Below are 13,287 nucleotides of genomic sequence, written 5' to 3' on the forward strand. Positions count from 1 at the left end.
ATGTCAATTATAACGAAAAATGGCCCCCTCAAGACCCCGGGGTGGCGAGAATCGCGAGAATATCCCCTTCCAGGGTCGTCCGGGGCATTTCCACGATCCGGCCGATCTCCTTCCCGCCACGAAGGAAAATGAAGGTCGGTACGCGGTCGATCGCATACTTCTCCTCGAGGCCATCAGGACTCTTCTTCTTCCGATCCACGCCGTAGAGTTCGAAGTCGGCGGGGGTCATCCCGCTCGCGTCCGCGATCCGGAGAAAGCGCGGCACGTCGCGCTTGCTATCAGAACACCAGGTCCCCATGAACACGAGCACACGCACACCCGGACGCGCCTGACGGATCATTTCGATGAATGGCTCTCCGATCGGTTCATCAGGATACGCATGGAGAAATGCATCGGTGAATTGCGAACGCTGGACCACACCCAGAAGGAGCGTGGGATCCGCATTCTGGTATGTCGAACGGCATCCCGCAAGTGCCGCCGCGAGAGCGATCAGTATCATGACACGGAACATGCGTGGATCCTCCGGTTGCATTTCGGCGCGAAAACGGTATATTTTGAAATCTACGAAGCACGACAGGAAAAGACAAGGGTACCACCGCGCATGACCGAACCACTCGACCGCCGCTATGATGTGCAGGACATCTCCACCATCGATGTCGCTGTGCTGGAGACGTTCCCGTACGAGTACAGCGGGAAGGACATCACAATGCACATCGAAACCGACGAGTTCACGTCGGTCTGCCCCTGGTCAGGGCTCCCCGATTTTGCCACGATCCGCATCGACTACATCCCGTCGAAGGTCTGCATCGAACTGCGTTCACTGAAGTACTATCTCCTGAGCTACCGGAATGTCGGCATCTATCAGGAGCACCTCGTGAACCGGCTCCTCGATGATCTGGTCGGCTGTGCAAAGCCCCTCTGGATGAAGGTGGTCGCCGATTACCGCATCCGCGGCGGCGTGCACACCGTCGCCAGCCGCGAATACACGGCACGACAACGGCGTGGAAAACGATGACCTCGCTGCTCATCGGGGTCTACATCGCCTGCGAACTCATCGCCAACGTCACGGCGGCAAAGCCGGTTGCACTCTTCGGACTCGTCGCCCCGGGCGGCGTGTTCATCTACGCACTCACGTTCACGCTTCTCGACCTCCTGCATGAACGGCTCGGGCAAAAAGGAGTACGAACGCTTGTCTATACCGCATTCATCGCCAATGGCCTGCTGGCAGGATACATCGCGGTCATCGCCGCCATGCCGGCCCCGCCATTCTACACCAACCAGGATGCATTCGTTGCGGTCCTTGGCTCCACACCGCGCATCGTGTTCGCCAGCCTGACGGCGTATCTCATCAGCTCCCTGCTCGACGTGGAAGTGTACGCGCGACTGCGCGAACGGTTCGCGCATGCGGCATGGAGCCGTATCCTCCTCAGCAACACCGTTTCCACCGCGGTCGACAGCGCGATCTTCGTGGTGATCGCCTTCGCCGGGATCATGCCGGTGATGCCCCTGATCCTCGGACAGTATGCGATCAAGATGGCCGTGACGGTCGCCAGTCTCCCCCTTGCATACGCCATACGATCCGCACGGCGGTACGTCACCGAGGCCTGAACCGCCGGGGCACCGCCGCTGATCCTCCTGCACTCGTGCATTATCCGTGTACCGCAACAAGGAACCTGGTGAGTCCGGGAAAAGAAAAACCCCGGGGAAAAGCCCGGGGCTGAAGCACGACCATAGTATCAAGAGGGTGTGTTAGATCTTCGTGACGCGGAGCGCCTGAAGTCCCTTCGGCCCTTTCTCAACATCAAATTCAACACGGTCCCCCTCGTTGAGGGTCTTGTAGCCTTCGCCAACGATCGCCTTGTAGTGGACGAACACGTCTTCACCGGTTTCGCGCTTGATGAAACCGAAACCCTTGGCTCCGTTGAACCACTTGACGACTCCCTTTTCCATCGGGGAGATCTCCTTGCAGATGTTCCTGGTATGCGTACGGCAACGCCGCCCTGAAGGGGCACCTGGTTTTTTGCCTCTTAAGAGCGCTCAGGTCGGGTAGCGGGTGCCGGACCTCGACTCTCACCGCTGATACAAGCGCTTGCTGGACGACCCAGAGAACACCACTTGCAGCAACGGAACCCTTTAAGGGCGCAAAAAACGGTGTACTGTTGATTGCGGGGGTAAGATAGGATTTTCACATAGGAAGGTCAAGAAAAAAGAAGGAGCCCCCATCCCACCTCGGGGGCTCCGTACACCGGTCCGTCAAAACCGGTCATTGGATCCAGATCAACGTCTCACCACCAAGCAGCGGACTCACGGTAACCGTATACCACGCCTGAATTTCCATCTCTTCCATCAGTACGGCCTCGAGTGCGGCCCTCTGTTCTCTCGTCAGCTTTTCGAATGTATACCGGATTCTCATGGTCTCCTCTCTTACCGATCACCTATCATGATCACCTTCTCTGATAAGGAATGCATCGAATTCCATGCCAGAACATGAACTGCACGAACCGTCGAAATTTCGACGGTCCTGCGTTCACTAATGAAGACAGTGTGGTAAAAATTCCAGAGATGGGTGATACAGAAGGTAAAAACTACCGCCTATTCCTCGTGGAGTTCACTGCGAAGGAGCATCAAAATCGCGGATTGTGGAACGATGAGGTACTTTTCGTCCTCGTACTCGACCTCGATAGCCTGCTCGCGCAGGAAGATCGCATAGTCGCCTTCATGAGCCTGCAACGGGATGTATTTCATAGGCTCTTTGTTGGTCGACCATGGCTCATCTTCGTTGTAGTTCGGATTCGGAATGGGGTATCCGGGCCCCACTTTTGTGACCCTCCCGGTCGCCACTTTGTCCTTTTCGCGCACAGAGGCAGGCAGATATAGCCCCGATTTGGTCTTCTCGGAACCCTCATCCAGCGTCAGTAGCACCCTGTCGCCAACAACGATCAGCTCTTTTTTCACACGTATCGCCATGGTCATCCGTTTCATACACGTTCTGTTTCAAAGATAGCAAATCACCCCGTGAACCTCAACCCTCTCCCGAATGCCTCAGATCACGCCGTTGCACAGCAGGTCTTCACACAGAGTCGCCCTACCTGCACTCCAAACAGGAAGAGTGCAAGAAGCATCCCACTCTCCCTGCACTCTCCCCGATCTTTTCCTCAATCCTCGATCCTCGATCTTTGATCTTCCATCCTCAATTCCTGCTGTCTTTACTGCTGCCTTACCTCCGCCCTCTCCCTTCACTCCTCCCACCCGAACTTCCCGAAGAACGCTCACCGCGGTTGCTGCTGCCACCATCCCGCATCACCGGCCGGTCCGCACTTGGTCGCTCGCTGCGGTTGGCCTCCGGAGCACGTGAGACGCGCCCTTCATCGCGCGGCCGTTCGCTACGGTCCGCATCCTGGTTCCGCCACACACGACGGTCGGTGTTCGACCGATCGGTACGGGAGACATCAGCACCCCGCTCAACGCGCCGTTCGGGTTGCGAACGGTCCACCGATCTGCGGTCCATATCCTGACGGGTCTCATCCCTCCGCTCACGCGGCGCCACTTCGAACCAACGGCCATTGCGATCTGCCGGACGTCCATCCGGATTCATGCTGCGCGGCTCAGTGTTCCTCTGCTCCAGCCTGTCTATGGACCTGCCATCGGCACGCGCTTCTTCACGGCGCCGCACATCCATCCGGCGCGTATCCAGGGACGGCATCCGTTCGTTCTCACGGACCGATCCCGGACGTTCCACACGCTCCCCGCCACGGCGGTCTTCAATGCGCGGACGGTAGACGCCGATACGGTCGTTTCCTTCGCCCCGCATGCCACGCACACGGTCGCGGTCTTCAACATCCACGAGCGTCGTGCGCGGGATACGCACATCACCACGCCGCTCAATGTACTCGGGTTCCGGCCCACGGGAAAGTGCCCGTCCGTTACCCGGACGTACACTGCCACCCGTCCGCGTCCGTCCGATGAACCTGGTATTATCCTCAGAACGATACACGTACCGGTTGATGTCGTGATGCATCATGTGACGGCAATTCACGAACGACCAGTAGTGGTAGGGGGTGACCCAGTGCCGCGAATAATGGATACCGTAGGAACCGTGGTACACGGCATACGGCCCGAGCGGTGCCCATCCAACATAGTCGCCTCCATAACGCCACTCGACCCACGCCGGTGCCCAGTCATAGCCGGGGATCCAGAGCCAACCATAGTAATCATCAAAATACCAGCGGCCGTAATGATAGGTTGCCCACCCCCACGGCTCCTCCGTGTCCCAGTACCATCCATCGTCGGTCCAGACCCACCGGCCGAATTGGTACGGACGCCAACCCGTTTCGACATGCATCGGCCGCCAGGCGTACAGGCCGGCATCGACCGTGATCCACTCCCCGTGAGGGTCCAGGGAAGAATAGAATGCCCCGAACGATATCTCGAACCCGCCAAACGAGAACGCGCGCACACTCGCCAGGCCACTCAGGGCTACCAGCGCCAGAACCATCATCACTCGTTTCATGGGAACCTCTCTCCGCTGTGACTGCTTTCACAGGGATATGCTCCAACAGGCATGCCAGACAGGGAATTGCCCTTTTCGGGGCGCAGGGGTCGAAACGACAGCGGGCACTGTCCACATTCGTGGCCAATGCCCACTTTACCGGACAGCTCAGGTCCTATCGTATAGAACCGTCCAGGAGAGCGGCCATGATGCCATTCTGAACCGCCAGACGGTTGCGCGCCTGCTCTACGGCGATGGAATTCGAACCGTCGAGGACCTCGCCCGTGATCTCCTCCCCGCGATTTGCCGGAAGCCGGTGCATGACGAGGTGATCCGACTTCGCATGTTTGAGCAACGTCCGGTTCACCTGATAGGGCTTGAAGATGAGAGAACGCCGGCCCCCTTCAACACGGGGCGTGGCTTGCGGCCAGACATCGGTGTACACGACATCAGCATCGCGAACAGCATCGACCGGGTCTGGGATCATCTCCACCCGGCTGACACCCGCGGCCTGGGCCTCCTCCAGAAAACGTGGGTGAGGCTCGTATCCAGCCGGACATGAACACACGAGATGGAACGGCAATCGGGCGGCGCACTCGAGCCAGGAGTTCGCCATCGTGTTGCCGTCGCCTACATACACGATCTTCGTGGTCGGCGTGAAGCGTTGCCGCTCCATGAGCGTGTACACATCACCGAGCACCTGACAGGGATGCAGCAGATCTGTGAGCGCATTGATCACCGGTACCGTCGCACTCTCCGCCAGTTGCACGCATGTCTGATGACGGACGGTCCGCGCGATGATAAGATCGGTGTACTGGGAGACGATCGACCCGATATCGTGAACGGATTCGCGCGCCGCCATGCGGATCGTTGTGTCATCGAGGAAGACGGGATGTCCCCCCAGTTGCGCGATGCCAACCTCGAAGGACACCCGGGTACGGAGCGATGCGCATTCAAAGATCATCGCCGCCGTTCTGTGCGCGAGGGGCGGGCGGACACGGCTGCCATCAGCGGCAAGCTCTCTGCTGATCCGCAGGACGGTCTGGAGCTCTTCCGCCGTCCACAAGGCAAAGGAAACAAGATCACGCTTCATGGAGATCCGGGAGTATGGTCAGGGTTGTGAAACAGGAATGCGGTACAACGGACGCTGTACCGGGAGACGCGGAGCGGACGATCAGGGATCAGAACCGTGAAGAAAGCCGGATCCCTGTGCCGTGCGTCATGATGTGGCTGTAGAGCACTTCACACGAACCGCACAACCGCCGCGCAGGATCCGCATCCAGGAGGGTCTGGTCGACCGGACTCTTGCACGCAAGACAGGAGCCGTAGCTCCCCGCCTCCAGCCGGTTCAGTGCGCTGCGCAATTCATCGATCCGGGCATCGCTCTTGAACGCCAGTAACGCATCGATCTCTCGATCGGATATCTGGTCCTGAACGAACTGCTCGGCCGAGGCCTCCAGTCCGTACGCGTCCTGCAAATGCGCGTACAGGCATTGCAGGATGCTCCGTCGCATCACACGCTTGCTCTTCTTCATGACGGTAGCTCCCTCTCGCGGACATACATCACTGCATCCACCGCTTACGCATGAGTGCATCGCCCGGGATCCATGGATCGGACCCTCGTGATGACCGCAAACGCTGCTCAATGAAAAGAACACATTCCTCATTTCAGGATAGAGAATGGGTGGGAGAAAGTCAAGGTTTTCGGGGAAAATCGGGGTCCTGACGCATCCCGGGCACCCGGGAACTCTGTCCGCGAGTGATTGTTTACATAGGGAGTGCTAATCGCATGAAAAGTCACGCTGTTGAAAGGAGCCACGATGAGGAGGATCTTGACTGTGAGCCTGATGGCATACATGATGATGGTGGGTTCGCTGACCGGTTCAGCGAAGGATGCGCGCGCCGAAACGCCCGCGCCGAAGAGCGTGCACGATTTCACCTTGAAGAACATCGACGGCGCGGATGTCCCGCTCGCACGGTACAAAGGGAAGGTGCTGCTGATCGTGAACGTCGCATCCAAGTGCGGCCACACCCCGCAGTACACGGAACTCGAGGAGCTGTACCGCCGCTACAAGGACAAGGGCCTCGTCCTCCTCGGCTTCCCGGCGAACAACTTCGGCTGGCAGGAACCCGGGACGGATGCCGAGATCAAAACGTTCTGCACCACGAACTACAACGTGACCTTCGACATGTTCTCGAAGATCTCCGTGAAAGGCAGCGACCAGCATCCGCTGTACGCGTACCTGACCTCGGAAGATGCGAACCCGGAAACAGCGGGCGGCGTGAAATGGAATTTCACGAAGTACCTGGTGGATAAGAACGGCCACGTTCTCGCGAAGTTCGGCTCCAGCTCCAAACCGCTGTCTGAAGAGATCGTGCAGGCGGTGGAAGAGGCGCTGAAGTAAAAGATGACGGCAGCTTCTTCGGTGAAATGAAAAGGGCGAGAGGAACCATTCCTCCCGCCCTTCTGCTTTCGTCCCCGGAAATCCCGGGGAGGCTCTTCTTCCTTACGCCTTCTTCTTGCCCATCACGTGTGTTGCATGGCCGTAGAACGCTTCCGCACACTCCATCCACGTCTCGGAGAGTGTCGGGTGGGGATGCACGGACTGCGACATATCGTACGCCGTCGCCCCCATCTCCATCGCCACCACCGCCTCGCCGATCAATTCCCCGGCTCCCGCACCAACGATGCCCGCCCCGAGGATGCGCTCGGTCTCGGGATCGATGATCAGCTTCGTCATGCCATCGGTCCGGTCGAAGCTCAGCGCCCGGCCGGATGCCGTCCACGGGAACTTCACCACTTCCACCGTGCGGTTCGCGGCCTTCGCCTCCGCTTCCGTCATGCCGGCCCAGGCGATCTCCGGATCGGTGAACACTACCGCCGGGATGATGATGTTCTCGAACACCGTGTCTTCGCCCATGATCGCTTCCACCGCGATGCGCGCCTCCTTCGATGCCTTGTGCGCAAGCATCACGCCCCCCACCACGTCGCCGATGGCAAGGATGTTCGGGTCACCGGTCTGCTGATGCGTGTCGACCTTGATGTAGCCCTTCTCGTCCTGCACGATCTTCGTATTCTCGATCCCCATGTCCGCACAGTTCGGCGCCCGGCCAACGGAGACGAGAACACGGTCGTACATCTCCTGCCGCTTCTCACCGTTCATCTCGATGTCCACTTTGATCTGTTTGCCCGAGGTGGCCATCTTGAGGACCTTCACCGAGGTGCGGACCTCCTTGAACAGCTTCGCCGCGCGGCGCAGCACCGGCCGCACAAGGTCCTGATCCGCTCCGGCAAGCACCGCCGGAAGCGCCTCCACCACGATCACGTCACTGCCGAGCGTGGCATAGACCGTCCCCAACTCCATGCCGATATACCCGCCGCCGACAACCAGCAGCTTCTCCGGGATCTCCTCGATCTCCAACGCCTCGGTGGAGGTCATCACACGCGGATTGCCGAGGTCGAATGCCGGGGGCATCGCCGGCCGTGAGCCGACCGCCACGATGGCCTTGCCGAACGTGATGAACTGCTGCCCGGAGGCGGTCTCGACCCGCAGGGTCCTGGAATCCTCGAAATGCGCCTTCCCTTCGAGCACCTGGACACCCCGCTTCTGCGCCAGCGTGCGTACGCCGCCCGCCAGCTTCTCGATCACGCTGTCCTTCCACGTACGCATCTCGTTCAGATCGATGCGCGGAGCCGCAAAGTGTATCCCCCGGAACGAGGACTCTTTCGCCTCGTCGATCAGTTTCGCCGCGTGGAGCAGCGCCTTGGAAGGGATGCATCCGCGGTTCAGACAGACACCACCGAGCCGGGCATCGCGCTCCACCAACACAACGCTCTTTCCTTTATCGGCCGCGTAGAATGCCGCGGCATAACCGCCGGGGCCGGCGCCGATGACAACAACATCTGTGGTAATGGTATTCACGTGTCAGTCCCTGTCAGATCTTCACATCGTCTTCGGAGAATTGTTCGAACTCGCGGACAAGGTCCACGATGAACCGTGCGGCATTGGCGCCGTCGATGATCCGGTGGTCGTACGACAGCCCGAGCGGCAGGATGGTGCGCTCCACGACCTTCCCTTCGCGTATGACGGGCCTGGCCGAGCTCCGGCCCATGCCGAGGATCGCCACTTCCGGCGTATTGATGATCGGTGTGAAGAAACCTCCGCCGATGCCACCCTGATTCGAGATGCTGAACGTCCCGCCCTGCATCTCCTCGAGCGCCAGCTTGCGTTCACGCGCCCTGTCGGCCACCGAGGTCACATCGGCTGAGAGCTGCACCAGGTCTTTCTTGTCCACATCACGGATCACCGGCACGATGAGCCCGTGTTCGGTGTCCACGGCAAGCCCGAGATGATAATACTGCTTGAGGATCAGCTCGCCCGTTGCTTCCTGCATGCTGGCATTGAAGAGCGGATGTTTCTTCAACGCGTTGGCCACGGCGCGGAGGGCGAACGATGTGAGCGTCAGCCGTACACCCTTCTTCTCGTACGCCGGCGCATATTTCTTGCGCAGCGCCATGATGGCCGTGACATCGGCCTCGTCGAACTGCGTCACATGCGGCACGTGCGTCCAGGACTCGACCATCTTGTTGCTGATGGTCTTCCGGAGTGTCGTGATCCGCTTGCTCTCCACCTTGCCCCACTTCGAGAAATCCACGACCGCCGGAGCGGGGCAACCACAGGCGCTGCCACTGCTGCGCCACCCGTTGCCGGGCGCGTACCGAGCGCGGTCTCCTGGAGCCACTGGATGTACCGGCGCACGTCCGCAACGCTCACACGGCCACCGGACTCGGTACCCCGCACACGGCGAAGGTCGATATCCAGTTCGCGGGCGATCCTTCTCACCGTCGGGGATGCCGGCGGCTGCGGGCCTGTCGGTACCTCGAGCACGGCTCCGCTCGGTTGCATCATCGGCCGCGCACCTGCTGCGGGGGCCGCCGGACGTGCAGGTGCCTCCTCGGGTTCCTCATCACCAACGCTTGCATCCACCGTCCGCGGTGCGGGCGTAGCCGCGGCCGCGCCATCTTCACTCACGGTCAGCAGCAAGGCGCCAACCTTGATGACATCACCTTCCTTCACGTGCACCGTTCCGACGACGCCCGCAACAGGCGACGGGATCGATGCCACGGCCTTCTCGCTCTCCAGTTCAAGCACGGGCTGATCCTGCGCGATGCGATCGCCCTGTTTGACAAAGATCGTCGCGACGGTGCCGGAATCAGATCCCTCACCCAGCCGCGGTAGACGTATCTCCATGAATGCTCCTTTGCTTCGCCAGTGAACTCAAACGATCTCGGGGAAATGCTTCTCCGGATCGACGCCCAGGTCCCGGATCGCCGCCGCGACCCTGGCGGGATCATACTCCCCTTTGCGGGCGAGGGCATACAACGTTGCGATCACGATGCTCTCCGCATCGATCTCAAAGAACCGCCGCAGTGCAGGGCGCGTGTCGCTCCGCCCGAAGCCGTCCGTTCCGAGCGTCGTCAACCCGCCGGGGACCCACGGCGCGATCTGGTCGGGAACGAGCTTCATGTAATCGGAGACGGCGATGAACGGGCCCTTCTCTGCCTGCAGCACCTGCTCCACGTACGACACCTTCGGCGGCTCCGTCGGATGCAACATATTCCATCGCTGCGCATTCAGCGCGTCGTTCCGCAGCGCCTTGTAACTCGTGGCACTCCAGATGTCGGCCGAGATGTAGTACTGGTCCGCAAGGATCTCCTGTGCACGCAGCGCCTGACGGATGATCGGGCCACTGGCGAAGATCTGCGCGGTGTGCTGCCCCTTCCCCTCTGCTTTCCTGAACTTGTACAACCCCTTCAGAATGCCTTCCGTCACGCCTTCCGGCATCGGGGGCATCGGATAATTCTCATTATAGAGCGTGAGGTAGTAGAACACCGCTTCGCCCTCACCGTACATGCGGCGGAGCCCATCCTGCACGATCACTGCCGTCTCATAGGAGAATGCCGGATCATAGGCACGCATGTTCGGGATGGTCGTCGCAAGCAGCTGACTGTGACCATCCTCATGCTGCAGGCCCTCGCCGTTCAGCGTCGTCCGGCCGGCCGTGGCGCCAAGCATGAATCCCTTCGCCCGCATGTCGCCTGCCGCCCACGCCAGATCGCCAATGCGCTGGAATCCGAACATCGAATAATAAATATAGAACGGGATCATGTTCACACCGTGGTTCGCGTACGCCGTGGCCGCCGCGATGAACGACGACATGGCGCCCGCTTCGGTGATCCCCTCTTCCAGGATCTGCCCGTCTTTGCTTTCACGGTAATACAACAACGACTCCGAGTCGACCGGCTCGTACAACTGCCCCTTCGGCGAGTAGATGCCGATCTCGCGGAAGAGCGGGTCCATGCCGAACGTTCGCGCCTCATCAGGGATGATGGGGACGATGTTCTTCCCGACGGACTTGTTCCGCAGGAGCATGCTGAGCATGCGGACGAATGCCATCGTGGTCGACACCTCGGTGTGCCCGGTGCCCTTGAGGAACTCGGCGAACTTGTCCAACGCAGGGATCTCAGCCACGGGCGCGCTCTCGACCCTTCGCGGCAGACTGCCGCCAAGTGTCTTGCGGCGCTCACGGAGGTACGTGATCTCCGGACTGTCGTCGGGCGGCCGGTAGAACGGCGTATCCGCCACATCTTCATCATTGATCGGGATGCCGAATCGCGAGCGGAACTCCCGCAACTCCTTCTCATTCAGCTTCTTCTGCTGGTGCGACACGTTCCGGCCTTCGCCGGCCTCACCCAGCCCGTATCCTTTCACGGTCTTCGCCAGGATCACCGTCGGCGAACCCCGGTGCTCCATCGCTGCCTTATACGCGGCGTAGACTTTGCGCGGATCATGGCCGCCACGCTGGAGTTTCCGGATCTGCTCGTCGGTCAGCTTGAGCGCACGCTTCGCGAGTTCGGGATATTTCCCGAAGAAATGCTTGCGTGTATAGCTGCCTGTTTCGACGGAATACTTCTGGAAGTCGCCGTCAACAGCTTCTTCCATGCGTTTCATCAGCAGGCCATCACTGTCCTCGGCAAGGAGCGGGTCCCAGTCCGAACCCCACACCACCTTGATGACGTTCCATCCCGCACCACGGAAGGCCGATTCCAATTCCTGGATGATCTTGCCGTTGCCACGCACCGGCCCGTCGAGCCGTTGAAGATTGCAATTCACGATCCACACCAGATTGTCCAGCCCCTCGCGCGATGCAAGCGTGAGCGCACCGAGCGTTTCCGGCTCGTCCGTTTCACCATCGCCGCCGAATGACCAGACCTTGGGCTCTTCGCCGGTGATGAAGCCGCGGGCCTTGAGGTAGCGGTTGAAGCGCGCCTGATAGATGGACATGATCGGGCCGAGGCCCATCGATACTGTGGGGAACTGCCAGAAGCCCGGCATCAGGTACGGATGCGGGTACGACGAGAGTCCCCCCGTCCGCGCGAGTTCCTGACGGAAATGATGCAGCTTCTGTGTGTCGATGCGTCCCTCGAGGAACGCACGGGCGTAGATGCCCGGGGAGGCGTGGCCCTGAAAATAGACCATGTCCGCCGGACGGTCGCCATCACCCCCACGGAAGAAGTGGTTGAACGCCACCTCGTACAGGGTGGCAGATGACGCGTAGGACGAGATGTGCCCGCCCAGGCCGCTGTGCGCCCGGTTGGCATTCACGACCATCGCCATGGCATTCCAGCGGATGAAGCTCTTGATCCGGCGCTCGATCTCGCGGTCGCCGGGATACTCGGGCTCCTCTTCCACCGGGATGGTATTGAGGTACGGCGTGCTCACCGAACGCGGGATCTGCATCCCTGCATCGCGCAACCGGGTCTTCAGACGCTCGAAGAGCAGCGGAAGTTTCTCTGCCGGCTGGTCACGGAGGACCGATTCCAGCACCAGTTCCAGTGAATCCAGCCAGCGTTCCTGCTCTGCCTGCGCCCCTTGCGGGGTACCATCGGGTTTCGTAAGTTCTTTTTCCACTCGTTCTCACCTGTAAAAGGACTGGGTAATGTACGCGTTTCTTCATCTGCACACAATACCTAAGTGCAGTGCGTTTCACTGACGAACACCTCCACACCCCGGGGATGCAGCTGGCGTGCGACGACGTCCTGCTCGATCTCTGCGATGCGAACCCCGGCTGCGAGACCCTGCGCGTCTGGAGCCCGGAGACGTACTTCGTTGTGGCGGGGTACACGAACCACATCCTGGAAGAGATCCGTGTGGATGCCTGCGTGGCCCGGGGCATCCCCCTCTATCGTAGAACAAGCGGAGGGGGTACGGTAGTTCAGGGCCCCGGGTGCCTGAATTATTCCGTCATTCTGCGCATCGAGCGCGATGCGGCACTGGAGAACATCACCTCCACGGGCTCCTACGTTCTGCAGCGTATCGCCAGGGTGGTATCCCGGCTCGCCGGACTTCCGGTGGCGCATCAGGGACATACCGATCTGGTATCGGGCGGACGGAAGTTCTCGGGGAATGCACAGCGACGAAAGAGCAACGCGGTCCTGTTCCACGGCACGCTCCTCCTCGACTTCGACATGGACATCATCGAGGAACTCTTACCGATGCCCGGGCATCAGCCGGAGTACCGCGAGGGGAGATCACATCAGGAGTTTCTGGTGAACCTGGGATTGGATGCGGCCGAACTGACGGCCGCGCTACGGAAGGAATGGGATGCTACAACGGCATACGGGCAGCTACCACTCGAAGAGATCCGTGCCCTCGCGGAGACGCGCTACCTCAATCACGACTGGACCTATCGCTTCTAGCACCAATTAAGAATTAAGAATTCTTAGTTCTTAGTTC

13 protein-coding genes and 1 pseudogene are annotated in these 13,287 nt (G+C 60.2%); 4 read left to right on the forward strand and 10 right to left on the reverse strand.

Annotated elements, in window-relative coordinates; translation table 11 throughout:
• Nucleotides 1-28 precede the first annotated feature (28 nt).
• A complete protein-coding gene (locus IPI01_15145; protein MBK7259104.1) occupies nt 29-511 on the reverse strand; it encodes a thioredoxin family protein in 483 nt (160 codons plus the stop codon).
• 90 nt (nt 512-601) lie between these two features.
• Here IPI01_15145 and queF point away from each other — a divergent pair, with 90 nt between their 5' ends.
• Entirely contained in the window at nt 602-1,015 is a 414-nt protein-coding gene (gene queF, locus IPI01_15150) for an NADPH-dependent 7-cyano-7-deazaguanine reductase QueF (protein MBK7259105.1), read from the forward strand.
• Complete coding sequence (locus IPI01_15155; protein MBK7259106.1) at nt 1,012-1,608, forward strand: queuosine precursor transporter; 597 nt, start codon at nt 1,012-1,014, stop codon at nt 1,606-1,608. The genes queF and IPI01_15155 overlap by 4 nt, the downstream gene beginning before the upstream one ends.
• Before the next feature lie 141 nt (nt 1,609-1,749).
• Here the strand turns inward: IPI01_15155 and IPI01_15160 are convergent, their stop codons facing one another.
• The 6 genes from IPI01_15160 to IPI01_15185 form a co-directional block, all read right to left on the reverse strand.
• Complete coding sequence (locus tag IPI01_15160) at nt 1,750-1,950, reverse strand: cold-shock protein (GenBank protein ID MBK7259107.1); 201 nt, start codon at nt 1,948-1,950, stop codon at nt 1,750-1,752.
• 313 nt (nt 1,951-2,263) lie between these two features.
• Nucleotides 2,264-2,413 (reverse strand): hypothetical protein, encoded by a 150-nt coding sequence (locus IPI01_15165; GenBank protein ID MBK7259108.1) that lies wholly within the window; start codon nt 2,411-2,413, stop codon nt 2,264-2,266.
• Nucleotides 2,414-2,592: 179 nt separating this feature from the next.
• Nucleotides 2,593-2,982 (reverse strand): co-chaperone GroES, encoded by a 390-nt coding sequence (locus tag IPI01_15170; GenBank protein ID MBK7259109.1) that lies wholly within the window; start codon nt 2,980-2,982, stop codon nt 2,593-2,595.
• Nucleotides 2,983-3,217: 235 nt separating this feature from the next.
• Nucleotides 3,218-4,510, reverse strand: coding sequence for a hypothetical protein (locus IPI01_15175; GenBank protein ID MBK7259110.1), 1,293 nt, complete (start codon nt 4,508-4,510; stop codon nt 3,218-3,220).
• 154 nt (nt 4,511-4,664) lie between these two features.
• The gene (gene argF, locus IPI01_15180) at nt 4,665-5,582 is read right to left on the reverse strand and encodes an ornithine carbamoyltransferase (GenBank protein ID MBK7259111.1); all 918 of its coding nucleotides are present in this window, start codon (nt 5,580-5,582) and stop codon (nt 4,665-4,667) included.
• An 88-nt stretch (nt 5,583-5,670) separates the two neighbouring features.
• Nucleotides 5,671-6,024, reverse strand: coding sequence for a hypothetical protein (locus tag IPI01_15185; protein MBK7259112.1), 354 nt, complete (start codon nt 6,022-6,024; stop codon nt 5,671-5,673).
• A 285-nt stretch (nt 6,025-6,309) separates the two neighbouring features.
• Here IPI01_15185 and IPI01_15190 point away from each other — a divergent pair, with 285 nt between their 5' ends.
• Entirely contained in the window at nt 6,310-6,894 is a 585-nt protein-coding gene (locus IPI01_15190) for a glutathione peroxidase (GenBank protein ID MBK7259113.1), read from the forward strand.
• A 102-nt stretch (nt 6,895-6,996) separates the two neighbouring features.
• Here IPI01_15190 and lpdA read toward each other — a convergent pair whose 3' ends face one another.
• The 3 genes and pseudogenes from lpdA to aceE all read right to left on the reverse strand — a co-directional run bounded on the left by lpdA (nt 6,997) and on the right by aceE (nt 12,462).
• Entirely contained in the window at nt 6,997-8,412 is a 1,416-nt protein-coding gene (lpdA, locus tag IPI01_15195; protein ID MBK7259114.1) for a dihydrolipoyl dehydrogenase, read from the reverse strand.
• A 13-nt stretch (nt 8,413-8,425) separates the two neighbouring features.
• Nucleotides 8,426-9,741 (reverse strand): annotated as a pseudogene (locus tag IPI01_15200) (2-oxo acid dehydrogenase subunit E2).
• A 27-nt stretch (nt 9,742-9,768) separates the two neighbouring features.
• Nucleotides 9,769-12,462 (reverse strand): pyruvate dehydrogenase (acetyl-transferring), homodimeric type, encoded by a 2,694-nt coding sequence (gene aceE / locus IPI01_15205; protein ID MBK7259115.1) that lies wholly within the window; start codon nt 12,460-12,462, stop codon nt 9,769-9,771.
• A 68-nt stretch (nt 12,463-12,530) separates the two neighbouring features.
• Between aceE and IPI01_15210 the strand changes: the two genes are divergently transcribed.
• Complete coding sequence (locus tag IPI01_15210) at nt 12,531-13,250, forward strand: lipoate--protein ligase family protein (GenBank protein MBK7259116.1); 720 nt, start codon at nt 12,531-12,533, stop codon at nt 13,248-13,250.
• Nucleotides 13,251-13,287 lie beyond the last annotated feature (37 nt).

This window comes from Ignavibacteriota bacterium (assembly GCA_016707525.1).
Lineage (GTDB): Bacteria > Bacteroidota > Ignavibacteria > UBA10030 > UBA6906 > JAGDMK01.

Bases quoted from the DNA above. Each gene is read 5' to 3' on its own strand.
- IPI01_15160 (MBK7259107.1), bottom strand. From the start codon at position 1,950: ATGGAAAAGGGAGTCGTCAAGTGGTTCAACGGAGCCAAGGGTTTCGGT.
- IPI01_15185 (MBK7259112.1), bottom strand. From the start codon at position 6,024: ATGAAGAAGAGCAAGCGTGTGATGCGACGGAGCATCCTGCAATGCCTG.
- IPI01_15145 (MBK7259104.1), bottom strand. From the start codon at position 511: ATGTTCCGTGTCATGATACTGATCGCTCTCGCGGCGGCACTTGCGGGA.
- IPI01_15165 (MBK7259108.1), bottom strand. From the start codon at position 2,413: ATGAGAATCCGGTATACATTCGAAAAGCTGACGAGAGAACAGAGGGCC.
- IPI01_15175 (MBK7259110.1), bottom strand. From the start codon at position 4,510: ATGAAACGAGTGATGATGGTTCTGGCGCTGGTAGCCCTGAGTGGCCTG.
- IPI01_15190 (MBK7259113.1), top strand. From the start codon at position 6,310: ATGAGGAGGATCTTGACTGTGAGCCTGATGGCATACATGATGATGGTG.
- IPI01_15170 (MBK7259109.1), bottom strand. From the start codon at position 2,982: ATGAAACGGATGACCATGGCGATACGTGTGAAAAAAGAGCTGATCGTT.
- queF (MBK7259105.1), top strand. From the start codon at position 602: ATGACCGAACCACTCGACCGCCGCTATGATGTGCAGGACATCTCCACC.
- argF (MBK7259111.1), bottom strand. From the start codon at position 5,582: ATGAAGCGTGATCTTGTTTCCTTTGCCTTGTGGACGGCGGAAGAGCTC.
- IPI01_15155 (MBK7259106.1), top strand. From the start codon at position 1,012: ATGACCTCGCTGCTCATCGGGGTCTACATCGCCTGCGAACTCATCGCC.